Annotated in this window: 18 protein-coding genes; 9 read left to right on the top strand and 9 right to left on the bottom strand. The window is 48.1% G+C overall.

Going from position 1 to position 21,949, the window contains the following annotated elements:
* Positions 1-99 precede the first annotated feature (99 nt).
* Genes ASG16_RS16445 through ASG16_RS30935 form a run of 3 tightly spaced genes read left to right on the top strand, consistent with a single transcriptional unit; the run spans position 100 to position 1,649 of the window.
* Entirely contained in the window at positions 100-1,347 is a 1,248-nt protein-coding gene (locus ASG16_RS16445) for an MFS transporter (protein WP_056489363.1), read from the top strand.
* A complete protein-coding gene (locus ASG16_RS30930; protein WP_198674234.1) occupies positions 1,344-1,496 on the top strand; it encodes a hypothetical protein in 153 nt (50 codons plus the stop codon). Before ASG16_RS16445 ends, ASG16_RS30930 begins: the two co-directional genes overlap by 4 nt.
* Before the next feature lie 15 nt (positions 1,497-1,511).
* Complete coding sequence (locus ASG16_RS30935) at positions 1,512-1,649, top strand: hypothetical protein (protein ID WP_198674236.1); 138 nt, start codon at positions 1,512-1,514, stop codon at positions 1,647-1,649.
* A gap of 70 nt (positions 1,650-1,719) precedes the next feature.
* Here the strand turns inward: ASG16_RS30935 and ASG16_RS16450 are convergent, their stop codons facing one another.
* Together ASG16_RS16450 and ASG16_RS16455 are read right to left on the bottom strand one after the other, a co-directional pair.
* Positions 1,720-2,235 carry a hypothetical protein gene (locus ASG16_RS16450; protein WP_082517222.1) on the bottom strand — a complete coding sequence of 172 codons (516 nt, stop codon included), beginning with the start codon at positions 2,233-2,235 and terminating at the stop codon, positions 1,720-1,722.
* Positions 2,236-2,276: 41 nt separating this feature from the next.
* On the bottom strand, positions 2,277-3,356 hold the full coding sequence (locus ASG16_RS16455) for a M42 family metallopeptidase (protein ID WP_056489364.1): 1,080 nt from the start codon (positions 3,354-3,356) through the stop codon (positions 2,277-2,279).
* Positions 3,357-3,510: 154 nt separating this feature from the next.
* Between ASG16_RS16455 and ASG16_RS16460 the strand changes: the two genes are divergently transcribed.
* Both ASG16_RS16460 and ASG16_RS16465 read left to right on the top strand, forming a co-directional pair.
* Positions 3,511-4,350: a GNAT family N-acetyltransferase gene (locus ASG16_RS16460; protein ID WP_056489366.1), complete on the top strand. Its 840-nt coding sequence runs from the start codon at positions 3,511-3,513 to the stop codon at positions 4,348-4,350.
* A 78-nt stretch (positions 4,351-4,428) separates the two neighbouring features.
* Positions 4,429-5,730, top strand: coding sequence for a BaiN/RdsA family NAD(P)/FAD-dependent oxidoreductase (locus ASG16_RS16465; RefSeq protein WP_056489843.1), 1,302 nt, complete (start codon positions 4,429-4,431; stop codon positions 5,728-5,730).
* 238 nt (positions 5,731-5,968) lie between these two features.
* On the opposite strand, the gene ASG16_RS16470 is transcribed toward ASG16_RS16465, so the two are convergent.
* The 7 genes from ASG16_RS16470 to ASG16_RS16505 form a co-directional block, all read right to left on the bottom strand.
* On the bottom strand, positions 5,969-6,178 hold the full coding sequence (locus ASG16_RS16470) for a hypothetical protein (protein WP_056489368.1): 210 nt from the start codon (positions 6,176-6,178) through the stop codon (positions 5,969-5,971).
* Complete coding sequence (locus ASG16_RS16475) at positions 6,175-8,628, bottom strand: septation ring formation regulator EzrA (protein ID WP_056489370.1); 2,454 nt, start codon at positions 8,626-8,628, stop codon at positions 6,175-6,177. Before ASG16_RS16475 ends, ASG16_RS16470 begins: the two co-directional genes overlap by 4 nt.
* 47 nt (positions 8,629-8,675) lie before the next feature.
* Positions 8,676-9,278: a forespore capture DNA-binding protein RefZ gene (refZ, locus tag ASG16_RS16480; protein ID WP_056489372.1), complete on the bottom strand. Its 603-nt coding sequence runs from the start codon at positions 9,276-9,278 to the stop codon at positions 8,676-8,678.
* Positions 9,279-9,536: 258 nt separating this feature from the next.
* Complete coding sequence (locus ASG16_RS16490) at positions 9,537-10,445, bottom strand: DUF6612 family protein (protein WP_056489374.1); 909 nt, start codon at positions 10,443-10,445, stop codon at positions 9,537-9,539.
* 127 nt (positions 10,446-10,572) lie between these two features.
* Positions 10,573-11,571, bottom strand: coding sequence for an MBL fold metallo-hydrolase (locus ASG16_RS16495; RefSeq protein WP_056489376.1), 999 nt, complete (start codon positions 11,569-11,571; stop codon positions 10,573-10,575).
* Positions 11,572-11,637: 66 nt separating this feature from the next.
* Positions 11,638-13,878: a sensor domain-containing diguanylate cyclase gene (locus tag ASG16_RS16500; protein WP_056489847.1), complete on the bottom strand. Its 2,241-nt coding sequence runs from the start codon at positions 13,876-13,878 to the stop codon at positions 11,638-11,640.
* 38 nt (positions 13,879-13,916) lie between these two features.
* Positions 13,917-14,498, bottom strand: a complete 582-nt coding sequence (locus ASG16_RS16505) for a histidine phosphatase family protein (protein WP_048033991.1) — start codon at positions 14,496-14,498, stop codon at positions 13,917-13,919.
* A 228-nt stretch (positions 14,499-14,726) separates the two neighbouring features.
* Here ASG16_RS16505 and ASG16_RS16510 point away from each other — a divergent pair, with 228 nt between their 5' ends.
* From ASG16_RS16510 to ASG16_RS16525, 4 genes are all read left to right on the top strand, one after another.
* Positions 14,727-17,015, top strand: coding sequence for a YcdB/YcdC domain-containing protein (locus ASG16_RS16510; RefSeq protein WP_056489378.1), 2,289 nt, complete (start codon positions 14,727-14,729; stop codon positions 17,013-17,015).
* Positions 17,016-17,307: 292 nt separating this feature from the next.
* A complete protein-coding gene (gene rpsD, locus ASG16_RS16515; protein WP_048033993.1) occupies positions 17,308-17,907 on the top strand; it encodes a 30S ribosomal protein S4 in 600 nt (199 codons plus the stop codon).
* Positions 17,908-18,087: 180 nt separating this feature from the next.
* Positions 18,088-21,228 (top strand): penicillin-binding protein 1A, encoded by a 3,141-nt coding sequence (locus tag ASG16_RS16520; RefSeq protein ID WP_056489380.1) that lies wholly within the window; start codon positions 18,088-18,090, stop codon positions 21,226-21,228.
* Between the two features lie 71 nt (positions 21,229-21,299).
* The gene (locus tag ASG16_RS16525) at positions 21,300-21,932 is read left to right on the top strand and encodes a hypothetical protein (protein ID WP_047071930.1); all 633 of its coding nucleotides are present in this window, start codon (positions 21,300-21,302) and stop codon (positions 21,930-21,932) included.
* Positions 21,933-21,949: the final 17 nt, after the last annotated feature.

Raw genomic sequence — 21,949 nt, forward strand, 5'->3', positions numbered from 1 at the left:
TGTGTGGTGGCCTACTTTGGGTTTGTGAAAAACGACTAGACGTTTTTCATAAAGCAGGATGAGCATACTAGAGAGGAATGAATCAAAGAGGAGCCGAACATGACAGCCTCTACTGGATCACTGTTACGCAACAAGCCTTACTTGCTGTTACTGATAGCCGTTTTTTTCATGCACATGGCCTCTTATCTGGTCATTCCCGTCTTTCCAGTCTTTTTGCAAAAGGTACGGGTTCTTTCTCTCTCCCAAGTCGGCATCATTTTGGCTGCGGGAAGTATCACATACCAAATCGGAAGCCTGGCAGGCGGCTTGATGTCCGATCGCTGGGGCAGACGCTCCATCCTAGCCTTGGGGGCATTTCTTCAAGGATGTGCCATGGCAGGCTATCACTTCAGCCATTCCTATGGTCTCTTCTTGTTATTCTCCTCTGTCAACGGTTTGGGTCTTGGCCTGCTCGCTCCTACCATTAAAGCCATGATCGCGGATGAAGTGGATGAGAGCCAAAGAACCGCTGCCTTCTCGTGGAGAGGGATACTCGCTCACAGCGGGATCATTGTCGCAGGCTTGGTCATTACGTGGATGACTGCGGGTGGGAAACAGCCATTTCTCGTTGCTGCCTTTGTGTACGGAGCACTTGCTGTCTTTTCTCGCTTCATCCTTCCCGATGATCGCTGTGTGGGAACAGATTGCAAGCAAACGCCGATCAAGGAGTATCGTCACATCTTGACCCATCGCAGCTTTCTGCTTTTTTCCGTGATCTCGCTCTTAATCTGGGCAGTCTACGCTCAATTCGCCATGATCCTGCCACTGCGGGGAGAGCATGTCCTGCATTCTGCTACGATGATTGGTCTCATCTGGACGATCAACTCGCTCAGTGTCGTCGTCTTGCAAGGGTTGATCTCACGCTTTGTTCTACAGCGCATCAATCCGTACTTGTCTGTCACAATGGGAACGATCTTGTTGGGTACAGGGCTTACGCTCATGGGATGGGCGAACCACTTTCTCACACTGTGCGGGGCAGCGCTTCTTTTCATTTTGGGCGAGATGCTGTTTATGCCGATGCTGGACAGTCTCGTCACTCATTTCGCAAAAGAAGAATGGCTGGGAGCGTATTTCGGCTTTTCCAATTTCGTATCTGGTCTTGGGACGGCTCTTGGGACGGGATTGGGTGGAGCAATGGTTGAAAAGCTAGGGGGAGTCGGCAGTAAATATCCGTGGATTGGCTATGGAGTGATTACGCTGTTTTTGGCGGCCATTCTTGGTCTGTTTGCCGTATATGCAATTCCCCGCCACAAAAACAATGTGCTTGACTCATCCTCAAAAAATCGCAGAAAGGAGGGGGCCACATGAACACAGAGGAACACGCACAGCATCAACCCGAAAAGCAAATGGAAGTGCTTAGGCGAGTGCCGCTCACCTCCCTGTTCATCCAATTGGAGGACCATGTATCCTCCCGCATTTCCCAAAAAACAAATTCGACTTGGCAGCCATGGTTCTGAGAAAGGGGTAGTTATATGACCAAGCAAAGCAAGGATTCCTCTGTACAGCAAAATCAACCAGACGAGCGCAATCGCCAGCCCAAAAGCGTTCAAAACGATGCACCGGGCTATGGAGACAAAAAACTGGAAGGGCCAAATCGTCCTTCCACCTAGCCTCAGGCAATCAATAAAAAAAGTCATTTTGCGCCTTCATGCAAGGGCAAAATGACTTTTTTCATTTCATTTACGCAATCGGTACGAGCTTGTAGGGTAGTGAAAATTCTTCCAATCTGTCCAAAAATGCTTGGCGAGACTTTTCATCAGGCACAATCAGTTGGAGATAGCGTGTGAAATAAAACACGATGCGATCTTCTTTGCCGTCTTTCAAGCGATAGTGTGACAGTTGTGCGATGTCCGTCAAGTTGTAGAAGTATTCATAGCGCTCCTGTGTTAAAGGCGCTTGAAAGGTCCGGCTGACGACTACACCATTGCTCAGATTTTCCCGCATGTTCTCTTTAGTTGCCCCGAGAAAACGAAGCAGCTCCCCGGCACGCTTCGCCCCGACCTTTTCCACCAATATGCTGTCGTTGTACTCCACTTCCAGATCGGTCAAGTTGTTGGAAACGGCTGCAAGCATTGCCATCAGCACCTTGCGCACTGCCAGATTCTCCGTAGCGAATTGATTGTCAAACACATTAAATTCAAAGGACGTCGCTTCGCCCTGACGCCGTGTATACAATATGATCGCGTTCAAAAGCACTCCTCCGCTTTCTCTTTCCTCGACGATTTTCTCCAGACCATTTATCTCGGCAAAATGGATTCCCACGTCGCACGGTCCAGCTTGCGAATGACACTGAACAAGAGACGCTTGGCTGCCTCGTAATCCTCGCGATCAATGATCGAAGCATGGCTGTGAATGTATCGGGAAGGAATTCCAATAACGGCAGACGGCACTCCCTTGCCATGGTACTGTACGACCCCTGCATCCGTCCCACCTTTTGCCACATAAATCTGGTACGGAATGTTCTCTTCTTCACACGTGGAGATAAGAAGCTCACGCAATCCTACCGGCATGACGTACATCGGATCGTAGATGCGCATCAAAAGTCCACCGCCGAGCTTGCCGCCGTCATCTTTTACACCTGGTATGTCTGTGGCTGGACTCGCATCCAATGCCAAGAACAAATCTGGATCAATGGATGCTGCGGCAGTTTTCGCGCCGCGCTGCCCAGACAATTCTTCCTGTACAGTGGCCCCGACGTAGACGACATTCGGATGATCGGGTTTTTCGTGCAACTCTTTTGCGAGCTCCACTGCCAAACTGCAACCATAGCGATTATCCCATGCTTTAGCCATGATGCGGCGCGGATTGGCCATGACCTGCAACGGACAAACCGGAACGATTTGCTGGCCAGCCCGTATCCCTACCTGTTCTGCTTCCTCACGTGAATCCACGCCGATATCAATGTACATGTTGCGTACATCCATCGGGCGATTGCGCTGATCATCGCTCAAAACATGCGGCGGGATCGAGCTGATTACGCCTTCGACGGGTCCATTGTCCGTAATAATTTGTACACGTTGTGCGAGCAGGACCTGCCCCCACCAGCCTCCCAACGTCTGGAATGAAATAAATCCTTTATCAGAAATTCGAGTAACCATGAAGCCGACTTCGTCCATGTGACCCGCTACCATAATTTTGGGACCGTTCTCGTCACCACGCATCACACCAAAAATACTGCCCAAATTGTCGTACATGAGTTCATTCGTATAGCTGCTTATGTATTCCCGCATAATCTCGCGTACCGGACCTTCGAAGCCAGGCGCTCCTGGTGCTTGCGTCAAACGATTCCACAGTTCAACCTGAAATTTATTTTCCATCGCCAAAAATCCTCCTCGACCCTAGTTTCATGCCTGTTGTCCTTCTCTATTATCAGCGAGAGAGAATGCAGACGCAACTACTCCCAAGCAGGAATGCGAGAGCTTGTCCCGAATGAAGAAAAAAAACACGAATCGTTTGAGGAGGAAATCGTAGATGGCAATCACGTTACGAAAGTTGGCCGAAATCAGTGAGATTGAACAATTAGAAGCAATGGAGGGGCAAATATGGGACCCATCTACTGCTATTCCCCACCATATGACACTCACCATGCAAAAGTTTGGCGGTCTGTTTTTAGGGGCGTTCGATGGCGAGGAAATGATCGGCTTTTTGTACAGCTTCCCGGGCTTCACCAACGGAGAACCCCATCTTTGTTCGCACATGCTCGGCTTTTTGCCAGAGTATCGCAAGCAAGGGCTGGGCGTACAAATGAAATGGCTGCAAAAAGATGAAGCGGTGGCAGCAGGCTATTCCAAAATAACATGGACGTACGATCCGCTTGAAACCGTAAATGGTGTTCTGAACATAGCCAAGCTCGGCGGTATCGTTCGCACTTACTTGCCAAACTGCTACGGACAGCTCGATGACGACTTCAATCGTGGACTACCGACAGACCGTTTTCTCGTAGAATGGTTTATCGGAAGCGATCGTGTGGAATCGCGTCAGGCAGGAAAGAACTCTACTCCCTCTTTTGAACAGGTGCCTGACCTGTTGCGTTTAGAAATCAAGGATGGCATTCCACATCCCATTGAAATAGATTTATCATGCGAAGAGCCTATTGTACTGCTCCCTGTCCCTGCCTTCTTCCAGGATGTAAAACGAGCAGATATGGCCGTCGCTTCTTTGTGGAGAGAGATGACGCGCGAATTGTTCACAGCGTATTTTGCCAAAGGATATGTCGTCTCGAATATCCTCCGTGGTCAATCCACCGTACGTTACGTCTTAGAAAAGCAGCCATTGACTGATATTTTAGGTGCCTCGTCCTCTCGATCCTAACTAGAATTGCGCGCCCCGTGAGCAGGTTGTGGTAAAATGGTGGTTGCCCAACCCTATACAACAAAGGACGAGAATGAAATGAATCGATCACAATACAATTATGACGTTATCATCATAGGCGGCGGCCCCTCTGGGCTGATGTCTGCTATTGCTGCTTCTGGCAAAGGAGCAAGAGTTTGTCTCGTGGAAAAAGGCTCGAAACTCGGACGCAAGCTCATCATTTCTGGTGGCGGTCGCTGTAATGTAACCAATGCCAAGGAGCAAGATGAATTAATCAAACAAATGCCGGGAAATGGCCGCTTCATGTACAGTGCTCTCACCCAATTCGGCAACCGAGAGATCATCCAGTTTTTTGAGGAGATGGGTGTCGCGTTAAAAGAAGAGGATCGGGGCCGTATGTTTCCCGTCACAGATAAAGCTGTGACAGTCGCTCAAGCGTTGATTGATTTATTGAAGCGCCAAAGTGCCACCATCCATTTAAATGCCGCTGTAAAAGAAGTTCTCTATTCGGAAGGGAGAGTCGGCGGCATCATGCTTCAGTCCGGTGAGAAAATCACCGCTCCTTGTGTGATTATTGCTGTCGGAGGCTGTTCTGTACCACAGACAGGGTCTACAGGCGATGGCTATGCATGGGCGAAAGCAGCCGGGCACACGATCACAGAGCTGTATCCTACTGAAGTACCGCTTACAGCCAATGACTCTTTTATTCGTGATAAATCCATTCAGGGTCTGTCGCTGCGTGATATTACGATGACCTTGTATGCGCCCAATGGGAAAAAGATCAACACCCAAGAAGGCGATATGATCTTCACTCATTTCGGAATATCAGGACCCGCTTCCCTGCGAATGGGGCACTATGTCTCTGTGTCGCAACGAAAATACGGAGCGGTACCTCTATCTCTGACGATCGATCTCATGCCTGACAGAACGGCCGAGGAAATCACCGTAGAAAGCTGGCAACTGATTGAGGAGCAGCCAAAAAAGGCAGTAAAAAATGCAATCAAAGGCTTCCTCCCCGAACGGATTATTCCTCTCTTGCTTGCGATGGCAGGAATTTCGGAAGAAACGACCTACAGCCATATGAAGAAACAAGAGTGGAGCACGTTCACGAGTTTGATCAAATCTTTTCCACTCACGATTACGGGAACGCTCTCTCTTGAGGAAGCGTTCATTACAGGTGGCGGCGTGAGCGTGAAAGAGATCGATCCACGTTCGATGAGATCCAAGCTCATGGATGGGCTGTATTTTGCTGGTGAGGTCATGGACGTCCACGCCCATACCGGTGGCTACAACATCACCATCGCCTTTTCGTCCGGCCATTCTGCGGGTACACATAGTGCGCAGGAAGCATTTGAATTTTTTTACGAGAATGACGTTTAGACCAAGAGGGATTGGGGAAACTATGAATCAGGTTCTCTTTTCATGAAAAGAGAAATCAGCACATTACTCCCCCCTAGTTGTAATGTGCTGGTTTAACAGACCTTACTCCCTTTATCTTCCTAGATGGGGCATCGCCTACGTTAGCGATGCTTCTTTTTTTTGCCCAACAAAAAGCACCTGCTACAAAAGAAGGCACGTCCATCTTTTCCTAGCAGGTGCTTTACTATTCATTATTGGTTTATCCGACAAGGCGGAACAAATACGCAAATCCAGCGAACAAAAAGGCTAAGCCCAACAGAAAAAACGTGTTGGCACGCTGCTTGATGCGCCTTTCGTCTCCTTGAAAATAGGTGTTCATCCGCGATTGCCAGCGTTTTGTCCGTGGCTGTACCATGACGATAATGCCAACTACCAATAAGAACAGAGGAAAGATCATCATCGGACTCATCCCTTTTTCTTACGGCGGAGAAGCCAACGGTTGTCCTCTTCGGCTGGTGCGCCTTCGATTACCAGACGGGCCTCCTCGGCAAGCTGATAGGCTTCTGCGAAAGCCAGTTGTCGAAATGATATCTCTGCCTTTGTCAACAACTCATTCACCTGACGATTTTGGCGACGGTAACGGTTTGTATACTGAATGGCACCCTCTGCCATCTGACAAGTTGTAATAATACGTTCTGCCATCCGCTCTGTTTCGTCGACCAAATCACTCGCGTCCTGAACCAGCATGGCCACCTCTTCCAGATCATAGCGGTACTGCTCCATGATCGTTTGCACGCGGCCCAACGTTTGCACGACTTCTTCAAACATGTATTTCAATTGATCCGGAATCCCCGGCAAGTAGCTGCGCTTGATTTGCTGACGGACGCGGACTAATGTGTTAGAAATTCGCTCCAATTCATCCAGCGCATCGTCTTCCGTTTCGATGACCAAATATGTTTGCTCTTCTTCTTCCGGAATTATCTCTTCCTGTTCAGGCTGACTCTTCGGCATGACCAGTTCATACTCTTCTTCTTCTTCTTCGTAAGCAGGCTCCTCAGATTTAGCTGCTGGAGCAGGCTTTTGTGCTTTTTTATTGAAAAGCTGAGGAATTGCTTGCAACAAAACAGAACGTTCAGCTTCACTCAGCTCTGAGGATTTTCCTCGCACCGTTCGCTCTTCTTCTACTTTTGACTGCTGGAGAGGCGTCGGCTTTTCAGAAACTGCCTCGCTGGTAGAATGCTCGGTCTCGCTAGCTGGAGTCGGCTCAGGTATACGAATCTCCCGCTCCACAGCCGCGGATGTCGCAGCTACTTCCTGTAGCGAATCATCCTGTTCCACCTCTCCTACTTCAGCTCTCTTTTCTACCTGTATAAATTCTGCTTCATCTTTGTCTTGATTCACTTCTGCTTGCGGTTCCGCTTCTGCATATACCGTCGCTGCTGCTTCATCACGGGCAAGAACGCCATCTTCTATCGCTTGATACGTCGCATCAAGGAGTACTTCGAACGCTTTGACATGGGTCAACACCATTTCCAGGCTGCCCTCTTCCAAAGCGCTTTTCGCGGACATGACCAATTGCTTCGCCTGCAAGAGGGCATTGTCCAAGGAATCCTGTTTTAAATCAAAGCCATCACGAACGGCCTGCTCAATTCCTTCTTCCAGATGCTTGAATTCTTCCGGCATTTCTTTTTTCACGCGTTGCACAAGCTTCGGAATGAGCTCCATCGCTTGTCCCACCTGCTCTAGCACTTGCTGAGCTTTTTGTGTGGTTTCGTACGCCGCAATGTCGTCCCCTGCCGCCCGCGAAGTTTTTACGAGTTTTCGCATCGTGTCTACTTCATCGAGTGATGCTTTTAGCTCATGGAAAGACAATCCGTACTCCAGACGCAAATCGGACAATCGTCGTTCCATCTGCTCCACTTGCTTTCCGATCTCAGGAACAACAACCTTGTTTTCTTGCTTGGTAACTGCCACGTTGGAAGTGTCTGTTTTTAACTCATTCAGCTCTTCCTCAATTTTTGAAATAGCCTCTCTCGCCTCATTTAGCATGCCAAGTGCCAACGTAAAACGGAAGCGATCGCAAGCCTCTTCTGCATCGAGAATCATCATTTCCACATCAGGGATGCGAATGCGCAACAGATTTTCTTTTTTGTCAGCCAAGTGGTGATAACGTACTTCTGTCATGCCACTGGAACGACGAAGCGGTTTTTCTACTTCGATGACATTGATCTTTTCAACGAGCTCTTCCTTCCAATCCTCTACATCATCTACTTGGGCAAAAATAGCACGGCGTCTGATCATCGCGTAAATCAAGCCGATCGATAGCCCAGCAAATACTGCTCCAACCAGATAAATCCACCATGGAATACCTCCGAGTGCGCTACTGCTTTCGCTTTCTTCCGCTTTACTAGCGTCGGTCGCACCCGGTTTTGCTGTTGCTTGCTTGCTTTCAATGCGGCTAAGCTCTTGGTTTACTTCCGCAATTAACGTCTGAATCCCGGTCAAATACTGTTTTTGTGTACGGAATGGTTCATAGAAAGACGCGACCTTGTCATGCAGTAATGCCATCGTGGCACCTTTTGCCTGCAAATTAGGACCAGCATAAATCCCCAACTGCTCGGTGTTCATGTCGAGTACGATCATGAGTGCATCGTCGGCTAAATTGTAATTGTCAAACAGCTTTTGCGCGTAGATATCTGGAGATTCGGCTTCTGGTGCAGTGCTTTCTACGACCACGACTTTGTAGCTGCCTGGTATGCCGTTCAATGAAGTTGCAAAGGCCGTCCTGTCTTCTTTTTTCAAATAGTTGTCAGCGTCCTGAACAACTTCGTCTTTTTTATCTGGAAACGGCGTCGCATAAGCCGGATTCGTATATAGCAACATGCCTGCCAAACAGAGCATGAATAGTTTTCGTTTCACTTGTCATACATCCCCTTACTAGAATCATTCATTGGGAGAGGCCACGCCTAAGCGGGCAGCAAAGAACCTCGCAGATAACACATAATCGAGGTTTGCAGCCATTGGACGAACTCCTCGGAAGATGGTTCCAGATCATAGACCTGGCGAACCATTTGTGGTTGCAAAAATGGATATATCATCTGGCTCGTCATAGCCAGTACTGTACGATCAATAGAGACGGGCAAAAACTCACCCGAGACGACACCGCCCTCGATGACGCGCGAAAGCCCGTGCTTCCATCGGCTCATGTAAAGTGTCATCACTTCACGTGCAAGCATGGATTCTACGCTCAGCTCACGATGAATCAAACGCGTGATAGGCGCATGCTCACATTGAAATTGCAAATAAAGCTGCACAACTTGTTCCAATCGTTGATAGGCAGGGATGTTTTCCTGCTCGTTTTCCAGTTCTTCCAAAAGGCGAAACAACGTCTCAAAGTAAGAAGCAATCAACGTCTCCAGGACTCCTTGCTTCCCTTCAAAGTGATAGGAAATCAGCGCGGAATTTACTTGAGCAACAGAGGCAATTTGTCTTACGGAGGTCCCTTTGTAGCCATGAACATCAAAAAGCTTCGCTGCTGCGGATAAAATACGCATTTTCGTCTGATCCATCAGGCATCTTTCCTATTGTACAGATTATTCGACGAAAAAAGATAGTCTTGTTGTATGTTCGACAATGTTTTCCAGTATTCCTTCTCGAAATGCTGATTCCATCGAAAAAAACCGCTATCGCCTAGTTTTTCTTTCACATAAGAAGTACGTAAAAAGCATCGAGCACGTTACCTCCATTTTTCAATTTTCCCTGACAGAAAAAAAAGACGCTCCTGTCTGTTTTGCAAGAGGAACGTCTTACTTGATTACTCCTACTCCCTATTTGCTTTTTTCCTCTGGAGCTGTGATGGGGGCTACTGTTCCATATTGCTGCAAATATGTTTCTACCTGCGTATGCTCTTTTACACGCTGATCGTTCAAATCGTACGCAGATCGAATGGACATCGTCATGTTTGTGGGAAGCATCGTTTTTTTATTGTAGTGAATCGTGTACTCTGCCTCTACTTCCATCTGGTTCACGAGCTCGTTTACGTCCACCTTTTTCTTGGACTGAATCGTGGGTCCAGTATGATGGGCAGGCGTCCCCCTCCAATTGCCTTCCGAGAGAGACATCGCTAGCTTTAGCTTCGGTATGTAGGGTTTCTCTCGCCCTGCTATCGATTGGACTTTTGCTCCTGATTTTGTTTGCTCTTGCATTTGGGTGACAAGCCAGCTCTTTAGCTTGGCAGAATCCAATACGACTCCGAACGCCTCAAAATCGTCTTTTGGATTCTCATCAGGCAGCATCCGGACGTTTCTTTTCATGTTGTCGATTTGCTGAAAGGAAGCGATGGGGTTCCAGTTGTTCATTTCTTGATGCAAGGCCGGGCTATCCCCTGCGACATGTTTCCAGCTTTCATTTTGATCATGCTTGGTATACAGCTTGTTCCCATGGCTGAGCAAGGATAAGTTGTCCACTCTGTTTTCTTCCGGGACAGAGAGCTTCACGTTCATGTAAACAGCCTCTCCGTCCTTTCTGCCTGAAAAGTTAACCATGTTCGCATTGGCACTATTCGCCGTCAACAGCTTGGTTTGGCCGTAGAACGCATACGATTTCTGCGCTTCGAACTTGTCACGTACCTGTTCAAACGTTGTATTCGCATCCTGCTTCACATTCATTTGATTACAGCCACCTACAACAACTGTACACACAAGAGCCATCGCGCAAATGGGCAAATACTTCTGCATAGATGCTACCCTCCCTCGGCTACCCTGGGTCAGCCTCATGTGGGGTCCCAGGGTAATAGTCCCTTTTAGCGTTTCCGGGGAGGAATAGCCTTATTCTACTTGCAAGCTTCTCTTGCACGATCAGGTTTTACAAGTGGTAATACAAGACTTGATCCTGCTCTCTCACTTCAATCTGATGGAGAATCATCAATAAATCAATGTGCCCTAATGTCTCGGACAGCGTCAATGGCAATTCTTTTTTGTACAAGTTTGGGAATAAGAGAGCATTCAATTCAAAAGCTGTCTTTTCTCCATCTGCAAGAAGCCTACGGAGTGTGTCTGTCCTCTCCCAGTTCTTTTGCAGACGGGCGAGTATGAGCTCTCGATGATTGTAAACCGGTTGACCGTGTCCACTGAGGACCTGTTCGATCTCCATGTCCGCACACATTTGCAACGCTGTACGGTATTGGATCAAGGTCAGTGGTCTTGTACTCGAACGATTCCGTGGTGGTTCAATGAAGGCATTGGATGAAATTCGCTTGATGATATGGTCTCCACCAATCATGACTTGATCCTTTGCCCGATACAACGACAGATGGCTTTGGCTATGTCCTGGTGTATACAGTACCTGCCAGTCCTCCAAGTACGGAACCTTTTGTTCATGCTTCAGATGAAAGTCAATCTGGCTTGGCGCAGAAAACGTCTTCATCAGCTTGTGAAATTTCGAGATAATGACCATCATTTTTTCTGGTACACCGCTCTGGATGTACAGCTCTTCGAAAAATTGATCATGAAAAGTCATAAACTGCTCATCCTGCTGTACATAAGGGGTTGCCTGTGGATGGGCAAACGTCTTCGCTCCCGATGTTTCCCGTATTTTTTCTAACTGCCCGCAATGATCCACATGATGATGCGTTAGTATGACTTGCTCGATATCTTGCACGCTTACCCCAATCGATTCTAAACCTTCTGTTAAGGCCGCCCACGCATCGTCGGTCAATGGCCCCACATCAACTAAGGTCAAGTGTTCCCCTTTTAGCAAGTAGACGTTTACTGCCCCCACATCAAAAGGCGTAGGTATTTCCAGACAAAAAATATCAGGTGCTACTTGCGTTGCAATCCTTTGCTTGTCATCGTTTTTTGTCATTTTTTATCTACCTCTCAAGTTTTTTGCCTTTTTTTCCGAAAAGAGAAAAGAGCCATTGTTTTGGCTCTAGGCGAGAACAATTTGATTTCTACCTGAATTTTTGGCTTCATACAAAGCAATGTCTGCTTGATGGAACAGCGCTTCTACACTCAGGTTTACATCCATCTCCCTGCTCCATTTCGCTAGTCCACACGAGATCGTGACCTGCGGAGACGTCTCCTGCTCGACGCATTCCCGTATGCGCTCTGCCACGGAATGCGCGGTGTTTTTGTCCACACGCGGCAAATAAACAGCGAGTTCCTCTCCACCCCATCTTGCTGCGATATCACTGTCTCGGATGCTATGTCGAATCAGATTGGAGACCTGAATCAGTACCTCGTCCCCTACCTGATGGCCAAATGTATCATTCACAGTTTTAAAATAATCAATATCGATCAAGATCAACGAGCCATAGTTGTCTTTTTGTAATGATCCTCTTACTCGTTCATTTAAATGTCTTCTCGTGTACAGACCTGTCAAATTATCCGTAATGACCATTCGTTCCATTTCATTATGCAGGACGGCGTTGGTCATTGCCAAGCTCGCGTGTTGTCCAAATATTTCGAGGAGTTTGTAGTCGTCAAAACTAAAAAAATGATAACGGGAATCTGCGACTAAAAGGACTCCACTAATCTCACCCTCAACAACGAGCGGAACCCCCATGAAGGAACAGCACGTAAAGAGCGAAAAAGGAAGTGGTCCTGCCCCCGGTTGAGCCAGCAACAACGCCTGCTTGTTTTGCAAGATTTGCTGAAATGGCTTTTCTGTTGAATCGATAGCCATGCCATTGAACGCTGGAATGGAGGAAGAAAGTACATCGAAGCAATCCTCGCCTGGCGTTTTTCGCAAGATGGCACAAAACTCCGCATCAAAGGTAGCCCGCATCATTGTCGTAACAAAATCGAGAATTTCCTTTAAATCAAGACTTCTGTTCAACTGGCGCGCCATCTCATTAATCAAACGTAATTCTCGAATCAAATTGCGCGATTGCTGATAGAGCTGTGCGTTTTCAAACGCAGTGCCAGCAGTATCCGCCAAGATGGAGATGTAGTCCTTTTCATGCTGATTCAGGGTGATTCGCTGATCGGACGTCACTTGCAATACACCGTAGATGCCCTGCTTGCCCAAGAGTGGCGCTGCGATCACCGTCACCTGTTGCTCCCCTTCCCCCACTTCTTCGGCAATGAGACGTCCTTCCAAATAGGCCTTGGTACTGGTAGACGGCTCTACTTCTTGAAAAGAAAGCTGTTTGACCGGGGTGGTTGCATTGGGTTCAACCGTCAGGAAAAGCTCTGCCGACAAGTACGGATAAAGACTGGGAATGCTCGTCACGATTTCATGCAAAACATCATTCACATCAATCGATGCCTGAATCTTTGACATCAACTGATACAACAAATCTTTTTTGCTCGCTTCACGACGCAGGTCGTCCGACATGATCGAACGCCAAAGCGCACAGCTTGCCTTCGCGCCTATTTCTTGCAAAAAAGCAACATCCCGTTCATCGTACACGCAATCTGTCTCTTCGGGTGGCAGATGCAAAAACAATGCGTAGAGCGGTGTTTGGTTCAAGGAGACAGGAACGACGACAAGCCTGTGGTCATCCAAAATGGAAGGCATGATTTGCGTCGTACCGAATCTCGAAACCAGTTGAGCAATGTGGGTTTGTCCAACTTCCGCCTCTTGCGTTGTTACGTTCTCCTGCGGAATCAACGTGGCATTGTCCGCGAGCTTAACGGCCGAACAATAGCCTTTTTGGATAATGTCACTGACCTGACCCGTCAAGCTTTGCAGCAGCTCTTTGGTCGTATCATGCAACGTCAAATCCATGACGATCTGGCTGGTGACGTGTTGAATATACGCATCATATCCCATGCGAATCAACGGCTCTAGCCCGCGCATGTAGGATGACAAATCGAAATGAATTTGGTCTTCGGGCGCTATCATGCCAATGACAGCTCGAACCCTTCCATCTTCTTCACACAAAGGAAAGGCTCCACATACGTTGTTCGTTTCCCTTCTCGTTTTAACTACGATCTCTTTGGAGGAAAGTGCCTCTTCAATAAAATCAAAGACTTTGCCAATCGATACATCGTGTTGCAGGGTAAGCCCTTGAGAATTCCGAGATGGACCAACCTGCATTTCCATGAAGTTGATTACGCGGCCCCCGGAATCTGTCAAGAAAAGGATGCCTGGGCGCTTTTCCGGCCAAGATTGTAAGATAAAATGGGCCGTGTAGGAAAAGACTGTCTCTAACTTCCCCAACATTTTGCTTGACACGAGAAACTCCCTCTCTCAGCATTTTCTCAAGCTTTCAAATGGTCTGTATCATTAACGGATAGAACTTCCCACCTGCGATCTACATACCGAAATATCGTAATACCGGTATTATCAATACGTGTGATACCCGTTCCTTGTTCTCCTACCGTCACATAATGCAAGAAGCTATTAATGAGACCGCCATGCGAGACAACGACAATCGCCTCACCTGGATGACTCCCTGCTATTTCTGTCATGGCAGCTACAGCTCGACGCTGCATGTCTTCGAATGTCTCAATTCCACAGGAGGCTTCATCCTGATTTTCAAACCGCTCACGTATTTCTTCATAGGTGAGCCCCTCCCACTCCCCATAGCAGCGCTCACGCAAGGTTGTCCGCGTAGAAACAGAGGATTGGAAATTGCCAGCAATCTTGGCAGCCGTATCGTGTGCCCGACTAAGATCACTCGAATAAAAAGCGTGAATCGTCTCACCTTGGAATCTGCCTGCTACTTGCTCGGCCTGACGTACCCCGAGCTCGTTCAATGCGATGTCACTGTGACCTTGTATACGACGAACCTGATTCCACTCCGTCTCTCCATGACGAATGAGATACATAATGGTTTCCAAAACGAATTATCTCCTTACCGTTCTGTATTCTATGGATAGTATTTCTTATTATATAAGATGCATGTTCACAATTCTAGATTGATAAAAAAACATTTGGTACAAAATTCCTATATTTCATTCCTTTCTGCAAATGCCGGGTGCTTTTTTCGTGAATTTGAACTGAAACGAACTTTTACTTCCTCTCGTCAGAGGTGATAAGAAGAATATGACATCGTTGGAGGGGTTCCTATGAAACCGTGGATCATTCGGTCCAGCTCATTTGTTCTATCTGCCAGTCTGTTGCTGCCTGTGACTCAAGCGCATGCACAGTCACCTCATGTGAGTACCAATAAAATGGCGACTACTGTGGCACAAGCAGACTCCGTGGCACAGGCCAAAGCAAAGCTGTCCAAGGAAGCAGCCTTGGCACTCGCTACAAAAATAGTACCCACCGCCGGAATGACGGTGCAGAATGTGTCATTTCGTTCAGCGGATAGCTGGCGCCCGTTTCCAGAATGGTCATTTAGTTGGGTGAAGAAAGATCCGGAAAATGGAAAAGTCCTTCTATCATATAGCGTCAGTATCCACGCCAATACAGGCGAGCTGACTTCCTATTCGCGTCAAGAGCAGGAAGCCTCCTCGCTTCCTTATGCAAAACGAATTTCCTATACAGAGGCGCAAGAGCAGGCGAAGCGCTTTTTCGAGAAAAACAATGCAGGAAAAGCAGCGGAAACAAGACTGTATACGCGCGATATGCCAGAGCCAAAAACTCCGCTGAACTCGGAAGTCTACTATAATTTCCGCTTTGTTCGTGACGTGGACGGCATTCTCTTTCCTGATAACGGCGCAGATATCACGGTAGATGCTTCCGGCACAGTGACCAACTATTCTCTGTCGTGGAACGACGTGACTTTCGAGGACACGGATGCGACAATCTCGGAAGAAGAAGCTGAGAAACTGTTTAAAGAACAAGCGAATCCAAAACCAGTTTACCTGCTGCCGTGGGATCGGATGGAGACTCAAAATAACAAGCCGTCTCTCGGGTATATGAATCCTTTCACCTTCTACATTGATGCGGAGACCGGGAAAGCATTGACACAATCGTTAACTCCGTATCAACCAGCGAAAGATCCTGAGCCTGTAAGCAGCAAAGTCCTATCTGCACGCCGCAGCGGACAACCGCTCTCCCAAGAGGAAGCTGTACAATGGGCATCGAAAGCATTGAAGTTGTCCAACTACGAGCTTCGTTCTGCCAATTACAATGAAAGAGACTACCGTGGCAATCGTCCTGTCTGGGATCTCGAATTCGGCGAAAAGGGCAATAGCGAAGACGGATTTGCGTATGTCTCCGTGGATGCTGTAACCGGGGACATCTACCGATTGAACAAGGACTTCCGTGACCGTAAAGAAAAAACAAGCGCTTCTAAAAAACCAGACATGGAAAAATTCAAGGCAAAAGCGATGGAAGCGATTCGTGATTTGGCGCCAACCATGGCCCACCAGCTTTACTGGACAGAGCGCTTTGAAGAGGAAATCCAAAACCAACCCGTTGATTCCGAGCGGACGCAGATCCGATTTGAGCGTTTTATCAATGGAATAGCTGCAGCTAGCGGTTCTGCCTACTTCACGTTTGACACAGAAACAGGCGATCTAATGAGTTACAGTACTGAATTGGGCAGCGAAACATACCCGACACAAGTTCCCAAGCATCTGCCTGCTGCCGAAGCGAGCGAAAAATGGTGGACAGAGACAAAAGCAGAGGAAGTATACGCCCTCGTCCCTCTTACTCCTGAGGATGCCAAACGCGCGAAAGAGCAGCCTTCCTACACACCGAAGCGAACTGCCAAGATCGTCTATCGCGCGACAATGACGCCGTTTGAGCAGCCGTATTACCTTGATGCTGTAACAGGCGAGTGGAGCTCTACCTCTACTGGCAAAACGATTGCGCTTCATCGTCCTGCTCCTGCCGATTTGGAGGGTCATCCGGCGGAAAAGGAACTCTTGTTGATGTATGAATACGACGCACTCACGCTTGAAAACGGCAAAATTATGCCACAAAAACCGATCACACGTGGCGAAATGATTGAAATGCTCATGATCAGTCTCAACCAAGGCAATCACTACCCACAGTACTCTCTGGAACGCAAGGCCACTTATAGCGATGTGGCAAATGGTTCGCGCTTCTTCTCTGCCGTAGAAGGTGCTGTTGATCGCGGTCTTCTCGATAAAAATGCTTCCAAGCTGAACCCAAATGAGACGATTACACGTGAAGAGCTCGCTGATATGATTGTTCGTGCACTCGGCTACAAAAAACTGACGGACTTCCCTGGCATGTTCCAGTCCCAGCTCTCAGACATTGCGAATTCGAAGTACCGCGGTTCGATCATCATCGCGACTACACTCGGTATCGTGCCAACTGACAAGCAGAAGTTCCAGCCACAAAGCCTCGTCCCTCGTGCCGATGCAGCCATTACCTTTACCCGTTTCCTCGAAAAACGGGATAATCCAGACGGTCCGGTTACTTTGTTGCGAAAATAAAACCCAAAAAGCGCCATCCATCCCACTTCTTGCGGCGGATGGCGTGCTTCTTTTCCCTTGACTTTACTATATCGCGCCTAGTATTATTGAATGTATGTGTACAGGGTAGCATTGATTGTAGGTAAAAACGGAAGGATGTACCCTCTTAGTTCCCTCCCTTTACAGACTGCGGCTGATCATCTGTGAGGAGCACGATGCGGAAACGCTACCGTCCGAAGTTCGTGTAGATAAAGTAGGAACTAACCTGCCGGAAGTAAACACCTGCGAATCCATATTAAAGGAGAATGAAAACATGTCACGTTACACAGGACCTCGTCACAAACTGGCTCGTCGTCTGGGTATCTCCCTCGATGGTACAGGAAAAGACATCAAACGCAACTTCCCTCCAGGTCAACACGGTCACAACAACCGTCGTAAACTGAGCGAGTACGGAATCCAGTTGCAAGAAAAGCAAAAACTGCGCCACATGTTTGGCCTTAACGAAAAACAATTCCGCCGCACTTTCGACAATGCTAGTAAAATGGCTGGCGTAGTGGGCGAAAACTTCATGAAATTGCTGGAATCCCGCCTGGACAACCTGGTATACCGCATGGGCTTTGCTCCAACTCGCCCAGCTGCTCGTCAGTTGGTAAACCATGGTCACTTCCTGGTAAACGGCAAAAAAGTAAACATCCCATCCTACCGCGTACAACCGGGTGATGTAATCTCCATTCGTGAAAAGTCCCGTGGTCTGCAACTGATCAAGGACTCTTTGGAAGGTCGCACTTTCCTGCCGAACTACGTTACATTCAACGATGCTGCTGCTGAAGGTACCTTCACTCGTCTGCCAGACCGTGAAGAAATGCCAGCTGAAATCAACGAAGTTCTGATCGTTGAGTTCTACAGCCGTTAATCGTCTGAGGATAAAAAGAAAAAGAGCAGTGCCGCTTGTCGGCCTGCTCTTTTTTTATTGCTTTCATGCACCCGACAACTTTCAACGGTATTTGACACATTTTGCTAATTCCTACGCATTTTCTATCCTCTAGGTTCCTCGTATGGTATAATCAGGTGGTATGCTAGGGGGTCGTAGATTATGTCGAATAACCACACATCTTCCTCTGAACCGAAGAAGAAAAAGCGACGCAGAAGCCGTGGTAGAACGTTCTGGATCATCTTCCAAATCGTCTTCGTACTCGGGCTAATGGGAGCTGCAGTCGCGGGAGGAATCGTGACAGGTTATGTTGCCGCACTCGTGAAGGACGAGCCTGTGCGCAGCAAGGAGGAACTGGAGAATAAAATCTTCACTAACTATCTGACTGGATTCGCCTACTACAACGACGGCTCTCTGATCGGCCAATTGCGGGCCGAAGAAGGCGATCGACGTTTGGTGAAGAAAGCAGACGTTTCTCCCTATTTAATTAATGCCATCATCGCAACTGAAGACAAAACCTACTACCACCACTCCGGAGTTTCGCTTCAATCTACTATGCGCGGAGCGATTCAGGAAATTACCAACCAGCCTGTCGTAACAGGTGGTAGTACGATTACACAGCAGCTTGTAAAAAATACAATCCTTTCTGCTGAAGTTAGCCACACACGTAAGGCACGTGAAATTTTTACCGCGATTCGAATCGAGCGCATGTTTTCCAAAGATCAGATTCTAGAAGCCTACATGAACGAAATTTACTTTGGAAAAAACGCCAACGGTTCAAACGTATACGGCGTTCAGGCTGCCGCGAAAGGGATTTTTGGCAAAGATGTAAAAGAGCTCGGGCTCGCTGAGGGCTCCTATCTTGCGGGCATGATTCAAAATCCAGGTGCCTACTCTCCATTCCGTGCAGAAAGCTATCAGCGCGGGAAGGAACGCCAAAAAATGGTGCTGGATCGCATGCTGGAAAATGGCTACATCACACAAACTCAATACGATGGAGCTCTCGCCAGTGATTTGAAGGCACAGTTAGCAAAACCGACGCAGCAAGCTTATCGAGAAGTGCCTTTCTTGATGATGGAAATTGAAGATCGTGCCGCACGTCAACTTGTGGATGCAGACCTCTTGGAAAAAGGACGAGACAAATCAACCATCGGCCGCAACGAATACCGACAGTTGGTTGAAGAGAAACGTCGCGATATACTGCGAAAAGGGTACAAGATACATACCACGATCGACAAGAGCGTATATGACATCATGCAGGCTGTTGCAGCCGACCCGAAAAACTTCGGTAAGAATCGTACCTATACGATTCGTCGCTCAAACGGCAAAACAGAAAAAATCGAAAATGCTCTGGAAGAAGTCGGCGCAATGCTGATTCACAACAAAACAGGAGCTATCCTCGGCATGATCGGGGGACGTGACTTCAAGGTGGAACAGACGAACCACGCCACCGTACCACGCCAGCCTGGTTCGGCCATGAAGCCACTAGCAGCTTATGCTCCTGCTTTTGAACTGGGATTGCTCCAGCCAGCATCTCCAATCGATGACGCTCCAGTGCTACTCGCTGACGGCCAGAACGGTTCCCATTTACCTAAGAACTGGAACAACAAATGGCAAGGGATGATGAGTGCCCGCGAAGCGCTGCGGATGTCCTGGAACATTCCGGCGATCAAGACGTATTTGAAAGTTGGCATTCCAACGGCTCTTGAATACGTGAAGAAAATGGGAATCACAACATTGGTGGATGCTGACAACTATGCTGCCACTGGCGTAATTGGCGGTCTTACCTACGGAACAACTGTCGAAGAAATTACAAACGCCTATGGGACATTCGCAAATCACGGTTCTTTCGTGGATGCCTATCTGATTGACCGAATTGAAGATAACACCGGTAAAGTCATTTATCGTCATGAAACCAGCCCTGTGCAAGTGTACAGCGAGCAAACAGCATACTTGATCACTGATATGATGCGTTCCGTCGTCAATAACGGTACAGGTACACACATCCGCAAATACGTGCCGCGCAAAGTCGATGTGGCAGGTAAAACCGGAACAACGAACAACAGCAACGACCTCTATTTCGTCGGTTACACGCCAGAGCTGTCCATGGGGGTATGGGTTGGCTTTGACGAGCCATATCCAATGCCGGACGCGGACAAATATGTTCCGATGGTCGTATGGGGTAAGGTTATGAAGGATGTCATTGCGAAGCATCCGAACCTTTCACCTCCTGACTCCACCTTTAAAAAGCCAGCAGGAATTGTGAGCGCGACTGTTGACTCGAAATCAGGTCTTTTGCCAAGTGAACTTTCAAAGGAAGCTGGCCATTTGATCACTGATATATTCAACAGCAAATTCGTTCCGACGAAGGTGGACGATTCCCACCAAAAAGCACGCGTCATTACGTATAATGGCGAACGGTATTTGGCGAAGGAAGGAACACCTGAAGATTTTGTTACCGAAGGCGTCTTCTACCGCTCACCTGATCCGCTGCCTACCAAGGAGCAAATTCAAGCGAAAAACAGTAGGGTCGCCACCCAACCACCGGATTGGGAGCAACGCCTGCCTGACAAGGAAGACCCTCGCACAGAGTCAGGTGGAGCGCCCTCTTCTCCAAGCGGTGTAACGGCTACAGGCTCAGGCAAGCAAATTACGCTTACGTGGCAATCAGCCAAAGAAGCTGACTTGGTCGGTTATCGCATCTACCGCGCTGATGTGCAGAACGGCTTTGTCAAAGTAGCGACTGTGAAAGATCCATCGGAATTGACTTTTGCCGATACGACTGCACACCATGGAGATTTAGGCTATTATGTCACTTCTGTGGATATCGCTGGTAATGAATCGCAGCCTTCCGCAATCGCTTCTGTCGGATCTACACAGACATGGCAGTTGCCTGATCCAAATCAAGGTACGGAAACAGGCATCCCGAATCCGATGGACAATAACGGGAATGGTCAAACAGATCCAGATGGAACTGTGACGAACCCAGCAGATGGATCAGGAGGCACGAATACAAACACAGATTCCGCTTCACCACCTGCTGCTCCGAAATCCTTGTCTATCAAAAACACGCCTAACGGTTGGCAGCTAAAGTGGAAAGGAAGCAGCTCGTCTGAGCAGATGTACAACGTATATTTTAGCCCAGACTCAGCAAGCGGCTATTTGTTACTCGGTACTGTCTCTAGCACAAACTTTACACACGCAGCAGAAGTACCGAATGGCAGTAACTACTACATTACCGCAGTCAACAGTTACGGAGAATCGCCACATTCTAACATCGTAACTGCCAACACCACAGAATAAACTGGAATGACAACTGACAGAGATGGTTAGACGCCATCTCTGTTTTTCTACAAACGTAAGGGGGGGAACTGATGGAGCACGTCAAACGCTATCATTCATTGAGCTTAATGGTGAACAACAAGGAGCTGCTCGTCGAAGGACCGATTACAGGAAGTTATCTGGCCTCATTACGCTTTGATGAGGGGCTGAAAGCTTTTCGTATCCCTGAACAGCAGCATGAAGCTCTCATCGAAATCGCGGATTTGCCTGAAGGGCGCATTATTATTGCACGCGAAGGAGACCTCGTCCTCGGCTACGTGACCTTTCTGCACCCCGATCCACTGGAGCGATGGTCACAAGCCCAACTGCCCGATTTGCTGGAGCTGGGCGCGATTGAAATCAGTCATAAAGTGAGAGCGGGTGGCGTAGGCAAAAAGCTACTGGAAGTCGCCTTCTTGGACGACGCCATGGAAGACTACGTCATTATTACAACGGAATATTATTGGCATTGGGACCTGAAAGGAACAGGACTCGATGTATGGCAATACAGAAAGGTCATGGAAAAGGTCATGGGTAGCGCAGGCTTGAGCTGGATGGCGACAGACGATCCAGAAATATGCTCACATCCCGCCAACTGTCTCATGGCAAAAATCGGCAAGCGTGTACCGCCAGAAACAGTCGTTGCCTTTGATGCTATGCGGTTTCAAAATCGTTTTCTTTACTAGTTTGGATGCCTTTTGAT

Origin of the sequence: Brevibacillus sp. Leaf182 (assembly GCF_001423865.2) — a bacterium.
Lineage (GTDB): Bacteria > Bacillota > Bacilli > Brevibacillales > Brevibacillaceae > Brevibacillus > Brevibacillus brevis_C.